The organism is Bacillus sp. FDAARGOS_527 (genome assembly GCF_003812125.1).
Classification (GTDB): Bacteria; Bacillota; Bacilli; order Bacillales; family Bacillaceae_G; genus Bacillus_A; species Bacillus_A paranthracis.
The window spans coordinates 3,952,501-3,969,064 of sequence record NZ_CP033795.1; the positions used below are offsets into that span (position 1 = coordinate 3,952,501).

At 37.1% G+C, this 16,564-nt stretch carries 20 protein-coding genes (1 of these 20 cut by a window edge); 9 read left to right on the forward strand and 11 right to left on the reverse strand.

All coding sequences use genetic code 11. From position 1 onward, the window contains the following. A protein-coding gene (locus tag EGX95_RS23245; protein WP_000842330.1) for a potassium channel family protein crosses the window boundary here: on the forward strand, positions 1-795 show its 3' portion. The gene continues 201 nt to the left of window position 1, outside the view; only the last 795 of its 996 coding nucleotides appear in the window; its start codon lies beyond the left edge, outside the window; its stop codon occupies positions 793-795. Here the strand turns inward: EGX95_RS23245 and EGX95_RS23250 are convergent. Both EGX95_RS23250 and EGX95_RS23255 read right to left on the reverse strand, forming a co-directional pair. Then, complete coding sequence (locus EGX95_RS23250) at positions 782-1,195, reverse strand: YugN-like family protein (RefSeq protein ID WP_000612285.1); 414 nt, start codon at positions 1,193-1,195, stop codon at positions 782-784. The two genes, EGX95_RS23245 and EGX95_RS23250, sit on opposite strands and share 14 nt — an antisense overlap. Positions 1,196-1,301: 106 nt before the next feature. Beyond that, positions 1,302-2,654: a glucose-6-phosphate isomerase gene (locus tag EGX95_RS23255; RefSeq protein ID WP_000103660.1), complete on the reverse strand. Its 1,353-nt coding sequence runs from the start codon at positions 2,652-2,654 to the stop codon at positions 1,302-1,304. A 274-nt stretch (positions 2,655-2,928) separates the two neighbouring features. On the opposite strand from EGX95_RS23255, the gene EGX95_RS23265 reads away from it, so the two are divergent. Next, the gene (locus tag EGX95_RS23265) at positions 2,929-3,162 is read left to right on the forward strand and encodes a DUF378 domain-containing protein (RefSeq protein WP_000105788.1); all 234 of its coding nucleotides are present in this window, start codon (positions 2,929-2,931) and stop codon (positions 3,160-3,162) included. 111 nt (positions 3,163-3,273) lie between these two features. Here EGX95_RS23265 and yugI read toward each other — a convergent pair whose 3' ends face one another. The 3 genes from yugI to EGX95_RS23280 all read right to left on the reverse strand — a co-directional run bounded on the left by yugI (position 3,274) and on the right by EGX95_RS23280 (position 5,556). Continuing rightward, positions 3,274-3,618, reverse strand: coding sequence for a S1 domain-containing post-transcriptional regulator GSP13 (yugI, locus tag EGX95_RS23270; RefSeq protein ID WP_000003767.1), 345 nt, complete (start codon positions 3,616-3,618; stop codon positions 3,274-3,276). A 253-nt stretch (positions 3,619-3,871) separates the two neighbouring features. Further along, the gene (locus EGX95_RS23275) at positions 3,872-5,062 is read right to left on the reverse strand and encodes an aminotransferase (protein WP_000808515.1); all 1,191 of its coding nucleotides are present in this window, start codon (positions 5,060-5,062) and stop codon (positions 3,872-3,874) included. Further along, positions 5,059-5,556, reverse strand: coding sequence for an Lrp/AsnC family transcriptional regulator (locus EGX95_RS23280; RefSeq protein WP_000255706.1), 498 nt, complete (start codon positions 5,554-5,556; stop codon positions 5,059-5,061). The genes EGX95_RS23275 and EGX95_RS23280 overlap by 4 nt, the downstream gene beginning before the upstream one ends. A 118-nt stretch (positions 5,557-5,674) precedes the next feature. Between EGX95_RS23280 and EGX95_RS23285 the strand changes: the two genes are divergently transcribed. After that, positions 5,675-6,667 (forward strand): 2-hydroxyacid dehydrogenase, encoded by a 993-nt coding sequence (locus tag EGX95_RS23285; RefSeq protein WP_001205004.1) that lies wholly within the window; start codon positions 5,675-5,677, stop codon positions 6,665-6,667. Between the two features lie 109 nt (positions 6,668-6,776). Next, positions 6,777-7,616, forward strand: a complete 840-nt coding sequence (locus EGX95_RS23290; protein ID WP_001015189.1) for an alpha/beta fold hydrolase — start codon at positions 6,777-6,779, stop codon at positions 7,614-7,616. A 30-nt stretch (positions 7,617-7,646) separates the two neighbouring features. Here the strand turns inward: EGX95_RS23290 and EGX95_RS23295 are convergent, their stop codons facing one another. Further along, positions 7,647-7,898 (reverse strand): DUF1871 family protein, encoded by a 252-nt coding sequence (locus tag EGX95_RS23295; RefSeq protein ID WP_000537634.1) that lies wholly within the window; start codon positions 7,896-7,898, stop codon positions 7,647-7,649. Positions 7,899-8,015: 117 nt separating this feature from the next. Between EGX95_RS23295 and EGX95_RS23300 the strand changes: the two genes are divergently transcribed. Continuing rightward, positions 8,016-9,167 carry a MalY/PatB family protein gene (locus EGX95_RS23300; protein WP_001175834.1) on the forward strand — a complete coding sequence of 384 codons (1,152 nt, stop codon included), beginning with the start codon at positions 8,016-8,018 and terminating at the stop codon, positions 9,165-9,167. A gap of 185 nt (positions 9,168-9,352) precedes the next feature. On the opposite strand, the gene sodC is transcribed toward EGX95_RS23300, so the two are convergent. Then, complete coding sequence (sodC, locus tag EGX95_RS23305; RefSeq protein WP_000746504.1) at positions 9,353-9,892, reverse strand: superoxide dismutase [Cu-Zn]; 540 nt, start codon at positions 9,890-9,892, stop codon at positions 9,353-9,355. A 68-nt stretch (positions 9,893-9,960) separates the two neighbouring features. Next, positions 9,961-10,137, reverse strand: coding sequence for a hypothetical protein (locus EGX95_RS30555; RefSeq protein WP_000982758.1), 177 nt, complete (start codon positions 10,135-10,137; stop codon positions 9,961-9,963). 165 nt (positions 10,138-10,302) lie between these two features. On the opposite strand from EGX95_RS30555, the gene EGX95_RS23310 reads away from it, so the two are divergent. Beyond that, a complete protein-coding gene (locus EGX95_RS23310) occupies positions 10,303-10,686 on the forward strand; it encodes a kinase-associated lipoprotein KapB (RefSeq protein ID WP_001209341.1) in 384 nt (127 codons plus the stop codon). Between the two features lie 41 nt (positions 10,687-10,727). On the opposite strand, the gene kapD is transcribed toward EGX95_RS23310, so the two are convergent. Beyond that, on the reverse strand, positions 10,728-11,351 hold the full coding sequence (gene kapD, locus EGX95_RS23315) for a 3'-5' exonuclease KapD (RefSeq protein WP_001005369.1): 624 nt from the start codon (positions 11,349-11,351) through the stop codon (positions 10,728-10,730). A 289-nt stretch (positions 11,352-11,640) separates the two neighbouring features. Here kapD and EGX95_RS23320 point away from each other — a divergent pair, with 289 nt between their 5' ends. Next, a complete protein-coding gene (locus tag EGX95_RS23320) occupies positions 11,641-12,966 on the forward strand; it encodes an ArsB/NhaD family transporter (RefSeq protein ID WP_000545226.1) in 1,326 nt (441 codons plus the stop codon). Between the two features lie 58 nt (positions 12,967-13,024). Here the strand turns inward: EGX95_RS23320 and EGX95_RS23325 are convergent, their stop codons facing one another. After that, the gene (locus EGX95_RS23325) at positions 13,025-13,492 is read right to left on the reverse strand and encodes a hypothetical protein (RefSeq protein ID WP_000390057.1); all 468 of its coding nucleotides are present in this window, start codon (positions 13,490-13,492) and stop codon (positions 13,025-13,027) included. A gap of 117 nt (positions 13,493-13,609) precedes the next feature. On the opposite strand from EGX95_RS23325, the gene EGX95_RS23330 reads away from it, so the two are divergent. Together EGX95_RS23330 and EGX95_RS23335 are read left to right on the forward strand one after the other, a co-directional pair. Further along, positions 13,610-14,323 carry a DNA alkylation repair protein gene (locus EGX95_RS23330; RefSeq protein WP_000553292.1) on the forward strand — a complete coding sequence of 238 codons (714 nt, stop codon included), beginning with the start codon at positions 13,610-13,612 and terminating at the stop codon, positions 14,321-14,323. Positions 14,324-14,670: 347 nt separating this feature from the next. Further along, positions 14,671-16,047: a glycine--tRNA ligase gene (locus EGX95_RS23335; protein ID WP_000287154.1), complete on the forward strand. Its 1,377-nt coding sequence runs from the start codon at positions 14,671-14,673 to the stop codon at positions 16,045-16,047. Between the two features lie 41 nt (positions 16,048-16,088). Here the strand turns inward: EGX95_RS23335 and EGX95_RS23340 are convergent, their stop codons facing one another. Continuing rightward, positions 16,089-16,472, reverse strand: coding sequence for a hotdog fold thioesterase (locus EGX95_RS23340; protein WP_001140607.1), 384 nt, complete (start codon positions 16,470-16,472; stop codon positions 16,089-16,091). Between the last annotated feature and the right edge of the window lie 92 nt (positions 16,473-16,564).

Consider the following 16,564-nt stretch of genomic DNA (forward strand, 5'->3'; position numbering starts at 1 on the left):
ACACTAATCGGGAAACTTATCGGTATGAGTATTATTTTATTAGGAACTGGATTTTGTTCTTATTATATGGTGCTGTTTGCTACTGAAATGATCAATAAACAATATATGAAAGTTAAAGGAGAAGAAGCTGCGACTTCTAACGGTCATATGATTATTGTCGGCTGGAATGAACGAGCAAAACATGTTGTAAAACAAATGCACGTACTACAACCAAACCTTGATATCGTTTTAATTGATGAAACACTTTCTTTACTGCCAAAACCATTTCATCATTTAGAATTTATAAAGGGGTGCCCCCATCACGACCAAACGTTATTAAAAGCTAATATTACAACGGCACACACCATATTAATAACAGCCGATAAAGAAAAAAATGAAAGCTTAGCGGATACACAGTCCATTTTAAATATTTTAACTGCAAAAGGGCTCAACCCAAACATTCACTGCATCGCTGAACTTCTTACTTCTGAACAAATACAAAATGCAACGAGAGCTGGCGTGTCAGAAATTATAGAAGGAAATAAATTAACGAGCTATGTATTTACCGCTTCTCTTTTATTCCCTTCCATTTCAGGTGTACTATTTTCACTTTACGACGAAATCTCTGATAATAAATTACAACTGATGGAGCTTCCTATGTCCTGCACCGGACAAACTTTTGCGAATTGTAGCTATACTCTTTTAAAGCAAAACATTCTCTTACTAGGTATAAAGCGCGACGAACAATATATGATTAATCCAGTTCATTCCTTTGTTCTCATTGAAAGCGACATACTCATTATTATTCACCATTAGTAAAATGACGCTCTAATTCTTGCATGAGCACTTTCCCAATATTGATATATTTTCTTTTTACATCTCCATCTGGATCTTTCGGCTCAGCAAATTGATCCATTCCACTCGTTCCAGCTGTTAACGTATTTACATGATCATCTAGTTCGTCTTGATATACGTGCGAAAGAATATACGGCGTTCCAAGACGAACTATTACGCCTGGTACATCTAGTTCTCCATCAATGGCTGTAAATGGCACTCGCAGAAATTGATAGCCATCTTCTTCATCAATTTTATAATCAAAGCATCCTTTATCATAATCCCAATTGCCACCAATGCTATATCCGAGTGGCTTCATTATTTCTTCTAACTTATATAACGCATATGTACGTCCTTCTAAATTTGAATGAATCGGAATCAAGTCCATCCCTCCTAGACTTTTTCTTTAGCATACCCACTCTAGTTTGAATATACTGATGGACTTTTCGATGAAATAATAAAAAGCGGCCGGATCCGGCCGCTTTTTATTATTTTAAACGCTCTTCTAATTCTGCTTTTAATTCTTCAAATCCTGGTTTACCAAGTAAAGCAAACATGTTTTTCTTGTATGCTTCTACTCCTGGTTGGTCAAATGGATTTACGCCTAATAAGTAGCCGCTCATCGCACATGCTTTTTCGAAGAAGTATACAAGGTAACCAAATGTGTACTCATTTAATTCAGGAATATTTACGATTAAGTTTGGTACTCCGCCATCGCTATGTGCAAGTAGTGTACCTTCGTATGCTTTCGTGTTTACGAAGTCTACAGTTTCACCAGCAAGGTAATTTAATCCATCTAAATCGTTTTCTTCTGATTCGATTGTTAGTTCATGTGTAGGTTTACCTACTTTTAGCACTGTTTCAAATAAGTCACGACGACCTTCTTGAACGTATTGACCTAATGAATGTAAGTCAGTTGAGAAGTTTGCTGAAGATGGGAAAATACCTTTTTGATCTTTTCCTTCACTTTCACCAAATAACTGTTTCCACCACTCAGCGAAGTATTGAAGTGCTGGCTCATAGTTAACAAGCATTTCAATTGTTTTTCCTTTATTGTATAGAGCGTTACGAACTACTGCGTATTGGTAAGCTGGGTTTTCTTCTAGTTCTGATGTACCGAAGTCCTCACGACCAGCAGCTGCCCCTTTCATCATCTCTTCAATATTTAAGCCACTCACTGCGATTGGCAATAAACCAACTGGCGTTAATACAGAGAAACGTCCTCCAACATCATCTGGAATAACGAATGTTTCGTAACCTTCATTATCAGCTAATGTTTTTAATGCACCACGCGCTTTATCTGTCGTTGCATAAATACGTTTGCGAGCTTCTTCTTTTCCATACTTTTCTTCTAATAACTTACGGAAAATACGGAATGCTAGTGCTGGCTCTGTTGTTGTACCTGATTTGGAAATAACGTTAATAGAGAAGTCTTTACCTTCTAGTACATCCATTAAATCTTTCATGTAAGTGGAGCTAATGTTTTGTCCAACAAATAGCACTTGTGGAGTTTTACGTTGTTCTTTAGAAAGTGTGTTGTAGAAAGAATGGTTTAACATTTCAATTGCTGCACGTGCTCCTAGGTAAGAACCACCGATACCTACAACAAGTAAAATGTCAGAATCATTTTTAATTTTTTCTGCGCATTTTTGAATGCGAGCAAATTCTTCTTTGTCATATTGAAGCGGAAGGTCTACCCACCCAAGGAAATCGTTCCCAGCTCCAGTTTTTTCGTGGATTGCGTGATGTGTTACTTTCACTGCATCACGTAAATAAGTGATTTCATGTTCACCGATGAAGGATAACGCTTTAGAATAGTCGAACGTTACATGTGTACTCATCTTTTTCCCTCCAATTATGGATATGTATTTCTGTATTCACTTTAGCGAAACTGAAGTTGTAAATCAAGCGATTCACCCCTTGTAAACGTAACCAATATATATTTTTTAAAAAAAGTTCATTTTTTGCATAAAAATTCGCATTTTTCGGTATAGATGTATATACATCCTATTCCGAACATTTTTTATGTATAAAAACAACATAACTACCCCATTCTATAAAAGAGTTAATTAACTCATCGCTTGCTCATGCTTCACAATTAAGGGGGGCTTTTTCATGAGTACTTTGCAACGTATCGCATTAGTCTTTACTGTAATTGGAGCTGTGAACTGGGGATTAATTGGGTTCTTCCAGTTTGACTTAGTGGCAGCCATTTTCGGTGGACAAAACTCAGCTCTTGCACGTATTATTTACGGCATCGTCGGTATTTCTGGGCTGATCAATCTTGGTTTACTCTTTAAACCATCAGAAAATCTTGGTACTCACCCAGAAACGAACGAAATTCGCTAGTCAGTATGTCCTTACTCACCTTCGACATACGAATATGATTGCATGCAATCATATTTGCAAATATATATCATAAGAAAAAGTAAAAGAGGAACGCTCATATGCGCTCCTCTTTTACTTTGTTAACTCAGACTCTTCAATCCATTCTGTTAGCTTTTCTCGCAGCGTATTAAATCCGTCCTTAGATGGATTCGGTATAAGAATCCGTCCTTGTTTTCTTTTCGCCGCTTTTAACGATAAACTCATTTTTCTGTGTTCTTCATCAATTGAAAGTACTTTTACTTCTACTGTATCGCCGACTTTTAAAAAGTCATGAATATCCTTTACATATCCATTTGTAATTTCAGATATATGCACAAGTCCTTGTGTTTCTGCATCTAACGCTACAAATGCACCGTAATCTTGAATCCCAGTCACTTTCCCTGTTACAACCACTCCTGTTGTATATTGTTCTGACATATGAAACACTCCCATACGTTTACCATTTTCTCTACAATTGTAGATAGCAAAGCAGATGATTTATTGTTAAATATCCGATTAGTTAATACGTACCGTAAGTAAAGCTACTCAGGATACGCATACCTTATATTAGTAAATTATACCACTATGACAGAGCTCATTCAAAATTCATGAAAAAATTTCCTTAAGTAAGTATAATTCTCCAATATTAGGATAGAATACTAACACATGGCTTTCTAGTATTCCCCCCCTTTTATGGACAAAACGTATTGTGTTTTGTCCTTTTTTTATTCTCTATAAACCGTTCCATTCTCTTCATTGCTTCCATAAGCTGTTCAAGCGATGTTGCATACGAACAACGAATAAACCCTTCGCCACTTTCGCCAAATACACTTCCAGGTACAACAGCCACTTTTTCTTCTAATAATAACTGTTCTGCAAATTCCGCTGAAGATAGTCCAGTTGAAGAGATTGAAGGAAAGACATAAAATGCTCCGCCCGGCACGTGACACGTTAATCCCATTTCATTGAAAGATGTCGTCATAAAATTACGGCGTTTCTTATAGCTATCTCTCATCCGAATTACTTCATCATTCCCGGCACGTAACGCTTCAAGTGCTGCGAACTGAGACATCGTTGGGGCACACATCATAGAATATTGGTGAATTTTGAGCATTAATTCTGAAAAATGAACAGGAGCTGCAATCATACCAAGACGCCATCCTGTCATTGCAAATCCTTTTGAAAATCCCGAAATTAAAATCGTATGCTCGCGCATATTTTTAATACTCGCGAAACTTGTATATGCTTCGTCGTATACAAGTTCTGCATAAATTTCATCAGATAATACGATTAAATTGTACTTCTCAACAATCACTGCTATTTCTTCAAGCTCGGACTTGTTTAACATTGCACCTGTTGGGTTATTTGGTGAACAAAGTAAAATTGCCTTTGTCTTCGCTGTAATAGCTGCCTCAATTTGTTCTGGTTGTACTTTAAATTCATTTTCTAAAGTAGTCGCCACAGGAACTGGAACGCCTCCAGCTAATGTCACAAGCGGGGCATAAGAAACGAAACTTGGCTCAATAATGAGTACTTCATCATCAGGATTTATAATGGCGCGCATCGCTACATCTAACGCCTGACTTGCTCCAACTGTAACAATGATTTCATCGTTTGGATCATAAGAAACTGCAAATTGTTTTTTTAGATACTTTGCTATTTCTTGACGGAGCTCCAATAATCCTGCATTTGCTGTATATGACGTATATCCTTGTTCTAAAGAACGGATACATGCTTGCCTCACATTCCAAGGTGTAACGAAATCAGGCTCTCCTACTCCAAGCGAAATAACACCTTTCATATTTGCTGCTAAATCGAAAAACTTTCGAATACCAGATGGTTGTAAAGATTCCGCTGCTCTAGATAGTTCAAATTGCTTCATGGTGTCACCACAATTCGCTTATCATCATCGTTTTTTTCATAAATAATTCCCTCATGTTTATACTTCTTCAAAATAAAATGCGTTGTCGTAGAAACGACAGATTCAATTGTTGCTAATTTCTCAGAAACAAACATCGCCACTTCTCCCATTGTCTTTCCTTCTAATGTAATAGAAAGGTCATATGTCCCTGACATTAAATACACAGATTTCACTTCTGAATAACGATAAATTTGCTCAGCAACCGCATCGAACCCAACGCCGTGCTTTGGCGTAACTTTCACATCAATCATTGCCGTTAAACCTGTATGTTCTTTCACCTTCGTCCAATCGATATGTGTTACATAATCCACGATAATCTTTTCTGCTTCTAATTTTTCAACCATTTTCTTTACTTCTTCTACTTCTATATTTAACAGCTTCGCTAATGTATCTACAGTTAATCGACTACTTTTTTCAAGACAAGCTAATAATTCTAATTCTTTTTCTGTCACCATATAAATCATCCTTCCTTTTCGTTTGTGTCTAAATTATACAAATAGCCTTTCCAGTTTGAAAAGAAGATTTTTTTAGTGAATTATGTCAAAATAAAGTGAAACTTTACTCAGCAGAAAAATGCGTGATAAAGCGAAAGGGGATGGAATCGTGAAACCAAAAGTTTATATTGCTGAACCAGTTCCAACATTTGTAGAAAACTATTTATCAGAACACTGTGATTATGAAAAATGGGAGCAAAATGAGAAGGTACCTCGTGATGTTCTACTAGAGAAAATACAAGATAAAGATGGTTTATTAAATTTCGGATCTGCTATTAATGCAGAATTATTGGAGGCGGCTCCTAACTTAAAAGTAGTAAGCAACATTTCTGTCGGTTACGATAATTTTGATTTACAAGCGATGGAAAAGCGCAATGTCATCGGAACAAATACACCTTACGTACTAGATGATACAGTAGCTGACCTCGTTTTCGCTCTTATGTTATCTGCTGGTCGTCGTGTTTGTGAACTCGACTCCTACGTAAAAAATGGTAAATGGAATGCGGAAATTGGAAAAGAGCACTTTGGGCTAGATGTACACCATCGTACAATCGGCATTATCGGTATGGGCCGAATTGGTGAAGCTGTTGCAAAACGAGCGAAATTCGGATTTGATATGGATGTTCTTTATTATAACCGTCGCCGAAAAGAAGAAGCTGAACAAAAATTCGATGCTACATATTGTGATTTACAGACGCTTCTAAAGCAGTCTGACTTTATCGTTCTTCTTACTCCATTAACAGATGAAACGTACCATCTTATCGGAGAAAAGGAATTTTCATTCATGAAAGAAACAGCTATCTTCATTAATGCTTCTCGCGGGAAAACAGTAGATGAAGAAGCGTTAATCGATGCGTTAACAGAAAAGAAAATCTTTGCAGCAGGCATCGATACTTTTACACAAGAGCCGATTCAAAAAGACAATCCGCTCTTATCATTACAAAATGTTGTGACCTTACCACATATCGGATCTGCAACATTAAAAACTAGGCAACAAATGGCTATGACCGCCGCCGAAAATTTAGTTGCAGCGTTACAAGGAAAAACACCGCCTAATATTGTTCGCGGGTAATACTGAATGTACGAAAGGCAAGATGACATCGTCATCTTGCCTTTTTTTGTTAACATATTTTTTTCTGCCTTGGAAATGATATGAACAAAAATCAATGGAGTGACAAAAAATGAATCACGAATCTACTTGTCCTTATTTCACTTTTTCCACTCGCGGCACTACTGTTCATTACGAATTGTATGAACATGAAAATAAAACAGAACGTCCTACTTTCGTACTCGTTCACGGCTTTTTATCTTCCTCATTCAGCTACCGCCGTCTAATTCCTTTATTATCGAAAGAAGGAACAGTCATTGCCCTTGATTTACCACCGTTCGGGAAGAGTGATAAGTCTCATCTATTTAAGTATTCTTATCATAATTTAGCAACGATTATAATCGATTTAATTGAACACTTATCTCTCTCAAACATTGTGTTAGTTGGACATTCTATGGGCGGCCAAATTTCACTTTACGTAAACCGTATACGTCCTGAATTAATTTCAAAGACAATTTTACTATGTAGCTCTAGCTATTTAGCACGCGCAACTTTACCTTTACTGTACTCTTCTTATTTACCGTTCTTTCATTTATACGTAAAGAACTGGATTATACGGCGCGGCATCGTTCATAACTTAATGAATGTCGTTCATGATCATTCATTAATTGACGATGAAATGAAGGAAGGTTACTCTGCTCCTTTTTATGACAACCGTATATTCCCCGCTTTAACTCGTATGATACGAGATCGTGAAGGTGACTTACCTTCAACTGAATTACAAAAAATCGAAACACCTACGCTACTCATTTGGGGTGAAAAAGATCGGGTCGTCCCTGTACATGTAGGTCATCGTCTGCACAAAGATTTACCGAATTCGAAATTTATTTCTTACGAAAACACAGGACATTTACTACCTGAAGAAAAACCGGAACATGTTTATGAAGAAATTATGGCTTTTTCTGCGCAGTAATATAAAAAGGCTGTCGGAAATTCCGACAGCCTACAATGAACAACTTCCGCCTTCTTTTATTATAAGTAATTCCACAGCTAACTTCTCACATTTTTCAAGCGCAGGTACTTCCTCAAAAGACATAAAGTATATATGTTGAATCTTCTTTGCGATGTATTTTGAATCATCAAACACACTTGCGACGTTCACAACATCGCTCGCTTCTGTTTCATAAAACTCCGGTCCCATTTGAAACGGATCCCAATTCTTCACAACCTCTATCATCTTTTCATATGTACCCATTCGCTTCCCGCCTTTTCACTTTTTAATACTTTTCTTTATCCTATCACATCAGCTATTCTATAAGAAGAGAGAGAACTTTCATAACTTAACGGTTTTACAGAAGAAGGGGGCAAACTTATGCAACTATTTCATAAAGCAGTCAATCGCCGTGGAACTCATAGTACAAAATGGGATACATATAAAAACGAAGAACTTATCCACGCGTGGATTGCTGATATGGATTTTGAAGTACCACAACCAATTCAAGCTGCTTTAAAGAAACGTATCGAGCATCCTATTTTCGGCTATACACTTCCTCCCGAAAATATTGGCGATATTATTTGTAACTGGACAAAAAAACAGTACAACTGGGATATTCAAAAAGAGTGGATTGTCTTTAGCGCCGGAATCGTTCCAGCTCTTAGTACGAGCATACAGGCCTTCACAAAGGAAAACGAATCCGTTCTCGTACAACCACCTATTTATCCCCCATTTTTCGAAATGGTCACAACAAACAATAGACAATTATGCGTAAGTCCATTACAGAAACAAAATGATACATATGCGATAGACTTCGAGCATTTAGAAAAGCAATTTCAACAAGGCGTCAAACTTATGCTTCTTTGCAGTCCTCACAACCCGATAGGTCGTGTTTGGACGAAAGAGGAATTAACAAAGCTTGGATCTTTATGTACAAAATATAATGTAATCGTTGTCGCAGATGAAATTCATTCCGATATTATTTATGCAAATCATACACATACACCGTTCGCTTCTTTATCTGAAGAACTAGCAGCGCGCACGATAACTTGTATGGCTCCAAGTAAAACATTTAATATCGCTGGATTACAAGCATCGATTATTATCATTCCAAATGAAAAACTCCGTCAAGCCTTTACATCTATCCAATATAGACAAGGCTTCCACGGATTAAATACATTTGCCTATACAGCGATGGTAAGTGCCTATACAGAATGTAATGATTGGCTAAATGAAATTCGATTATATATAGAAGATAATGCTCAATTTGCTTGTAAATATATGAAAGATCACATACCTACTCTTTCCGTAACGAAGCCAGAAGGTAGCTTTTTATTATGGATTGATTGCTCTCGCCTACAGCTTTCTCAAAATGAGCGCACTAAATTGCTCGAAGAAAAAGGAAAAATTATTGTTGAGCCTGGTGAGAAATACGGATTAGGCGGCGAAGAACATATTCGAATTAACATCGGCTGTCCAAGGTCTGTTTTAGAAGAAATTTTAAATAGGCTGCGCCATACGTTTTCATAATAAGAAAGGAGACTGTTTGGGACAGCCTCCTTTGTCAACTTTTGTCGGTAAGTCGATATATTTTAAAAATCGTCGATATATTCCAATAATCGCCGATATATTTTAAGTTACAGTCGATATATTCCAATAATCGCTGATATATTTTCACTTACACTACACAAAAAAGCTACCGCGCACGGTAGCTTTTACTTTTTCTTCATATCCGACGCTTTTTTTACAATAACACCACAAGCAATTCGATCACCTGATTTACCTGTCGGTTGTGTCATGCCATCATCAGCGTTTTCTGTAATAATAATAGACGCTCCATCTTTTCTATGAATCGTCGTTTTTCCTTCTTCAAGCGTTATATGCGGCGCATCAATTTCTGCTTTAATCTTTCCAGAACCATCTGCAATTACGTTCGGTAAATCACCGTTTTCTGCACCCTTCGGATTGAGTAGTCCATGCTTTTTATCATCTGGATTAAAATGATTTCCAGCTGATTCAAAACGAGGTGCTTTACACTCTCCAATTTCGTGTACATGTAGTCCGTGCGGGCCAGGTGCGAAACCTTCCCCTTTAATCGTAATTTTCACTCCGCTTGTTTGCTGAGTTACTTTTGCAGTCCCCACTTCATCACCTGAAGCATTATGTAATTTCACGTCAATTTCTTTCGGCTTTCCTTGGTCACAACCTGCCATCAGAAATAGTAAACAACAACTGAAAAAAAGCCGTTTTTTCATTTTATTCCCTCCAAAATACATTCTGCCCTTAGATTGTCCGAGCATAGAGGGAAACATACAAAAATGAGTTACTGTTTCTTTTCAGCTAACAGCTTTTCTTCAACTTTCTGTAATCGATCTGCTTCTCGTTTTGATACACGAACGAACATACGCCATGTAGCAATCGCACCGATAATAAATAGAACACAAACAATCCCTGGAATAATATATTCTGTTTTATCTTCCGGAAAGTATAAAGGCATCATAACGAACACTCCTTAATTATAGGATTCGAAAAACATCAGAATTTTCTGTTATATACATTTAAATTATAGTTGAACCTATCCATATTCTCAAGGGGCGTTCCGAAAGCGAATGATTTCTTTGACTCCTTCTCCTACTTTCCTTACTATAAACTTGAGGTGAAAAATATGAGAGAAACATTTGAAATTGGCGAAATCGTTACTGGTATTTATAAAACGGGAAAATACATTGGCGAGGTTACAAATAGCCGCCCTGGCAGTTACGTCGTAAAAGTATTAGCTGTTTTAAAACATCCGGTGCAAGGTGACTTACATAACGTAAAACAAGCTGACGTACCATTTTTCCACGAAAGACGTGCTTTAGCTTTTCGTGAACAGACGAACATTCCAGAGCAAATGGTGAAGAAATATGAAGGAGAAATTCCAGATTACACAGATTCACTCAAATTAGCATTAGAAACTCAAATGAATTCATTTTCTGAAGATGATTCACCTTTTGCGGTTCGTAGTCTAGAAACATTAGAACAGTTAAAAAAGGACTACAAACTTTAAAAAAACAAAACGACCAAATTACATACTGTGCAATTTGGTCGTTACTGTGTACTCACTTTCTTTAACACTTTTGAAAAATCAACGAGTTCCCCTAATGTTGGAGGTGCTGGTTTCACTAAATACTCTTTATCTTTTTCTACTAATTTAAAAATATTATACGTCGTCATCGCATCATCTAGCGCACAATGATGCTTACCCGTCCCTACTTTTCCATACGCTTCAATCGCTTTCCACAATCCTGTTTGATTTCTCTCACCAAAAAACTTCTTATACTCAAGTGATAAATCACGACACTGTCCTTGGAAAGGAAAATCTACTCCCGCTTTTTCACAATTATGCTTCAACACTTTCATATCCATATTTCCCCACGTAACAATGGTCGGTTTACATCTCTTTTCATATTCTGCAAGTTTTTCAACGAGTTCTGGAAACGAAATTCCTTTATCTACGACTTCTTGTTTAATCCCTAAAAACTTCTTACATCGATCCGTTAAAGAAGGAAAAGTCTTCGGCCTAACATGAGCTGAATACGTATCTTCTACCTTACAGCCAACAACCGAAACGAGTCCTACCTCAATAATCTCCGGGAAAAATCCTTTTGGTTTTTTTCTGTGCTGGGGCATCGTAAACTCAAAATCCAAAAATAAAAATTGTTGTTCATTCATACGATCCCTTCCTTATCATCTTTGTCATTCCTTTCTATTTGACACTCCTACACGAACAAGCTCGAATGCTAATTCCATTTTAAATATTCAGATTGGATGTATCTTATATATATGTCAAATGCCCGCAAATATTTTTAAAAATAAGAAAAAGTAACCTTTGCAGAAAATATAACAAAATAAACCCTTTCATTTACATCCGACATTTTTCTACTTTATAATGACGTTATGTGTGTTTCATCTAGTTAATTTTTGACACACTAAGAAAAGTGAATGAAAGGAGATGAGAGTTTTGCACGAAACAACGCAAGAGCTCGCAAACTGGCAGTATTATTTTGCTATCGCAGTCTTTTTAATTACATATGCCATTATTATTTCTGAAAAAATTAATCGCGCTGTCATCGCACTTCTTGGCGCAGCACTCATGGTAATTATGGGGGTCGTTGATTTACACAACGCCTTTACGAAACATATTGAATGGGGGACGATTACACTACTCATCGGTATGATGATTTTGGTGAACATTACGAGTAAATCGGGTGTCTTCCAATACGTTGCCATTAAAGCGGCAAAAGGAGCGCAAGGAAATCCAATTAAAATTTTAATTTCCCTTTCCTTACTTACTGCGCTTGGTTCCGCGTTTTTAGATAACGTTACAACTGTACTTCTTGTTGTTCCAGTTACTTTATCTATTACGCGCATACTGCAAGTAAATCCTGTCCCTTATTTACTTTCTGAAATTATTTTTTCAAACATTGGGGGAACAGCAACATTAATTGGTGATCCACCTAACATTATGATTGGTTCTGCCAATAAGCATTTAGATTTCAATGCTTTCTTACTAAACTTAGCGCCAATCGTAATTATTATCATTGGTGTGACAGCGACAATACTTTACTTCATGTACCGCAAACAATTAATCGCTGATCCTGTACAAGTTAAAAAATTAATGAGTTTAGATGAAAAGCAATACATTAAAGATCCAGTATTAATGAAAAAATCTTTAACAGTACTTGGACTTACAATTGTAGGTTTCATGACTCATTCCATTTTCCACGTTGATGCAGCTATCATCGCTTTAACTGGTGCTACTGTACTTATGTTAATCGGTGTGAAAGAACATGAAATTGAAGAAGTATTCGCAAGTGTAGAATGGGTAACAATCTTCTTCTTCGCAGGACTATTCGTACTCGTTGGAGGACTTATCGACATCGGTCTTATTAAAATGTTAGCTCAAAAAGTAATTGGCATAACAGGTGGAGATATTTCTTACGCATCTATCCTTATTTTATGGGTATCTGGTATCGCCTCTGCAACAATTGATAACATTCCATTCGTTGCAACAATGATCCCACTTATTAACGATATGGCTGTTGGGCTAGGTTTATCACCTTCTGACGCACAAATCGACGTATTATGGTGGGCATTAGCATTAGGTGCTTGTCTGGGCGGAAACGGAACATTAATCGGCGCTTCTGCTAACGTAATTGTCGCAGGTATCGCAAGCCGCGAAGGACATAAATTTAGCTACATGGACTTCTTAAAAGTCGGTTTCCCAATTATGATCGTTTCATTAATCATTTCTCATATTTATATTTATGTACGCTACCTTATGTAGCACAAAAAGCGCTCTGATAACCAGGGCGCTTTTTTCATTACACATATTTAAATTAAACTTACTCGTTATACCTCACCGGCTCATTTCTGATAATGAACAAGTGAATCGGCAAGAACACTGAAAATGTGATGACATGAATAATCGTAAATAATATAGAGTTCGTTCCATATCTGTCTAAAATAGCGTAGATAAGATAAATAGACAACACAATGGATACAGCTGTTGCTATTAAATATAAAATTGGTACGAAATTAAAAATGAAACATGCGACATATATGCCGAATACTTTCCATCCTGCTTCTTCTTTCAAGAAATCGGGTAATTTATCTTTCGCTAAATCACCCCATATTTTACTATTTAAAAAAGGAATAAATGCTAGAACTCCATCCGTTGCACCGTCATTTTTCGCCATCGTATACAGTGCAAAAGCCGTTAACAAATACGCAATAACTGCCCAAATCAATATAACAAGAATAAACGCAAAACTAAGAGCAAAGAAACCTGCTAGTAAGCCTTGATCTTCCATCTTATCCTCTCCTCTCTACTCTCAACATATTTCATTGCATTGCAAGTTATGTTTTAAAATTCAACCAAACTCTTTGTATAATAATAGGAGTAACATAATAAGAGAGGAGAACAACCGATGCATCCATTTGTAAAAGCATTACAAGAGCATTTCATAGCTCACAAAAATCCGGAAAAAGCAGAACCGATGGCACGTTATATGAAAAATCACTTCCTATTTATTGGTATTCAAACGCCTGAAAGAAGACAATTATTAAAAGACGTCATCCAAATACATACCCTCCCAGATCCAAAAGACTTCCAAATTATCGTACGTGAGCTGTGGGATTTACCAGAACGAGAATTTCAGGCAGCCGCACTCGATATGATGCAAAAATATAAAAAGTATATAAACGAAACGCATATCCCCTTCTTAGAAGAACTTATTGTAACAAAATCTTGGTGGGACACTGTCGATAGCATCGTCCCTACATTTTTAGGTAATATCTTTTTACAACATCCAGAATTGATTTCTGCCTATATTCCAAAATGGATTGCATCAGATAACATATGGTTACAACGCGCCGCTATTTTATTCCAGCTAAAATATAAACAAAAGATGGATGAAGAACTTCTTTTTTGGGTTATTGGACAACTACATTCTTCGAAAGAATTTTTCATTCAAAAAGCGATTGGATGGGTCCTTCGTGAATATGCAAAAACAAAGCCCGATGTCGTTTGGGAATACGTGCAAAATAACGAGCTTGCTCCACTCAGCAGGCGTGAAGCAATTAAGCACATTAAAGAAAATTACGGAATAAATAACGAAAAAATAGGCGAGACTCTATCATAGATAGACGCGTTCCTCTATTGAGGTTTAAAAAAGAACGTGTTAGAATATGTTCATTATTATTAATATAAGTAGCGATGACGGACTTATAAGTACTTGCACAAAAAGCGATTCAGGGATAGTGAAAGCCTGAAGCCGCAAGGAAACGGCAGTCTCGAGCAATACGTGATAAAGTGGATGCACCTTTTGTGTATCAACTAGGGTGGAACCGCGGGCAAACGCTCGTCCCTAGGCAATTAAGCCTTGGGATGAGCGTTTTTTTATGTTTTTCAAAGCATATACTGCTCGTTTCACAAGTTACCTGAGCACGTCATCGCCAATACGTTAACTTTCAAAAGGAGGATTTTATTATGTATTCAATGGAACAAGTAGTAAACTTAGCGAAACATCGCGGTTTTGTTTTCCCTGGTTCTGAAATTTACGGTGGTCTTGCAAACACTTGGGATTACGGTCCACTTGGAATCGAATTAAAAAATAACGTTAAAAAAGCTTGGTGGAAAAAATTCATTCAAGAATCTCCATACAACGTTGGTTTAGACGCTGCTATTTTAATGAACCCAAAAACTTGGATCGCTTCTGGTCACGTTGGTAACTTCAACGATCCAATGATCGACTGTAAAAAATGTAAAGCGCGTCACCGTGCAGACAAATTAATTGAAGATGCATTAGATGCAAAAGGCATCGAAATGGTTGTTGATGGTCTTACTTTCGACCAAATGGCTGACTTAATGAAAGAACATGAAGTAAAATGTCCTGATTGCGGTAGTGAAGAATTCACTGAAATCCGTCAGTTCAACTTAATGTTCAAAACATTCCAAGGTGTTACAGAGTCTAGCACAAACGAAATCTTCCTTCGTCCAGAAACAGCACAAGGTATTTTCGTAAACTTCAAAAACGTACAACGCTCTATGCGTAAAAAACTTCCATTTGGTATTGGCCAAATCGGTAAGAGCTTCCGTAACGAAATCACGCCTGGTAACTTCACATTCCGTACACGTGAATTCGAACAAATGGAACTTGAATTCTTCTGTAAGCCTGGTGAAGATTTAGAGTGGTTCGCATTCTGGCGTGAAACTTGTAAGAACTGGTTACTTTCACTTGGTATGACTGAAGAAAGCATGCGTCTTCGTGACCACGGTGAAGAGGAATTATCTCACTACAGTAACGCAACAACTGACATTGAATTCAAATTCCCATTCGGTTGGGGCGAACTATGGGGCGTTGCATCTCGTACAGACTTCGATTTAAAACGTCACATGGAACACTCTAACGAAGACTTTAACTATATTGATCCACAAACGAATGAGCGTTACGTACCGTACTGCATCGAGCCATCTTTAGGTGCTGACCGCGTAACATTAGCGTTCTTATGTGATGCATATGAAGAAGAGCAATTAGAAAACGATTCTCGTACAGTTCTTCGTTTCCACCCTGCTTTAGCACCATACAAAGCAGCGATCTTACCATTATCTAAAAAGCTATCTGAAGGTGCTACTGAAGTATTTGCAGAACTAGCTAAAGACTTCATGGTAGACTTTGACGAAACTGGTTCTATCGGTAAACGTTACCGTCGTCAAGACGAAATCGGTACACCATTCTGTATCACTTATGACTTCGACTCAGTTGAAGACAAAGCTGTTACAGTACGTGACCGTGACACAATGGAACAAGTGCGTATGCCAATTAGCGAACTAAAAGGTTTCTTAGAGAAGAAAATCCAGTTCTAATTATAAGAAAAAGAGGCTGCTCATTAGAGCAGCCTCTTTTTTTACTTTTCACATTTTTCTTTAATTGCTACTGTACATCTTGAAATACATAATAAATCGTCATTCTCATCAATGATACGTACATCCCAAACCATCGTTGAGTTTCCTCTATGTATCGGTGTTCCGATTGCTGTTACAATTCCATCTTTCTTTGAGCGAATATGGTTTGCATTAATTTCTAGACCGAAGCAAATACATTTCTCTTGATCAATTAAATTGTATGAACCGACGCTTGCTACTGTTTCCGCCAACGCAAGAGATGCACCACCATGTAAAAAACCAAACGGCTGATGTGTACGTTCATCAACAGGCATCGTAGCAACTACCTTATCTTCTGTCATCTCTAACAACTCAATTCCAAGCGAATCCATTAAAGTTTTTGCCATATCGTTTCCCCCTTCTCTCACTTTAATTAAATGTATAATTTTACCTATTTAATTTCAAACTACGTATAACACTTATATAAGGAGGTTTCACC

Excerpts from the sequence above, each read along its gene's own strand:
- EGX95_RS23255 (WP_000103660.1), bottom strand. The coding sequence starts at position 2,654 with ATGAGTACACATGTAACGTTCGACTATTCTAAAGCGTTATCCTTCATC.
- EGX95_RS23265 (WP_000105788.1), top strand. The coding sequence starts at position 2,929 with ATGAGTACTTTGCAACGTATCGCATTAGTCTTTACTGTAATTGGAGCT.
- yugI (WP_000003767.1), bottom strand. The coding sequence starts at position 3,618 with ATGTCAGAACAATATACAACAGGAGTGGTTGTAACAGGGAAAGTGACT.
- EGX95_RS23275 (WP_000808515.1), bottom strand. The coding sequence starts at position 5,062 with ATGAAGCAATTTGAACTATCTAGAGCAGCGGAATCTTTACAACCATCT.
- EGX95_RS23280 (WP_000255706.1), bottom strand. The coding sequence starts at position 5,556 with ATGGTGACAGAAAAAGAATTAGAATTATTAGCTTGTCTTGAAAAAAGT.
- EGX95_RS23285 (WP_001205004.1), top strand. The coding sequence starts at position 5,675 with ATGCGTGATAAAGCGAAAGGGGATGGAATCGTGAAACCAAAAGTTTAT.
- EGX95_RS23290 (WP_001015189.1), top strand. The coding sequence starts at position 6,777 with ATGAATCACGAATCTACTTGTCCTTATTTCACTTTTTCCACTCGCGGC.
- EGX95_RS23295 (WP_000537634.1), bottom strand. The coding sequence starts at position 7,898 with ATGGGTACATATGAAAAGATGATAGAGGTTGTGAAGAATTGGGATCCG.
- EGX95_RS23300 (WP_001175834.1), top strand. The coding sequence starts at position 8,016 with ATGCAACTATTTCATAAAGCAGTCAATCGCCGTGGAACTCATAGTACA.
- sodC (WP_000746504.1), bottom strand. The coding sequence starts at position 9,892 with ATGAAAAAACGGCTTTTTTTCAGTTGTTGTTTACTATTTCTGATGGCA.
- EGX95_RS30555 (WP_000982758.1), bottom strand. The coding sequence starts at position 10,137 with ATGATGCCTTTATACTTTCCGGAAGATAAAACAGAATATATTATTCCA.
- EGX95_RS23310 (WP_001209341.1), top strand. The coding sequence starts at position 10,303 with ATGAGAGAAACATTTGAAATTGGCGAAATCGTTACTGGTATTTATAAA.
- kapD (WP_001005369.1), bottom strand. The coding sequence starts at position 11,351 with ATGAATGAACAACAATTTTTATTTTTGGATTTTGAGTTTACGATGCCC.
- EGX95_RS23325 (WP_000390057.1), bottom strand. The coding sequence starts at position 13,492 with ATGGAAGATCAAGGCTTACTAGCAGGTTTCTTTGCTCTTAGTTTTGCG.
- EGX95_RS23330 (WP_000553292.1), top strand. The coding sequence starts at position 13,610 with ATGCATCCATTTGTAAAAGCATTACAAGAGCATTTCATAGCTCACAAA.
- EGX95_RS23335 (WP_000287154.1), top strand. The coding sequence starts at position 14,671 with ATGTATTCAATGGAACAAGTAGTAAACTTAGCGAAACATCGCGGTTTT.
- EGX95_RS23340 (WP_001140607.1), bottom strand. The coding sequence starts at position 16,472 with ATGGCAAAAACTTTAATGGATTCGCTTGGAATTGAGTTGTTAGAGATG.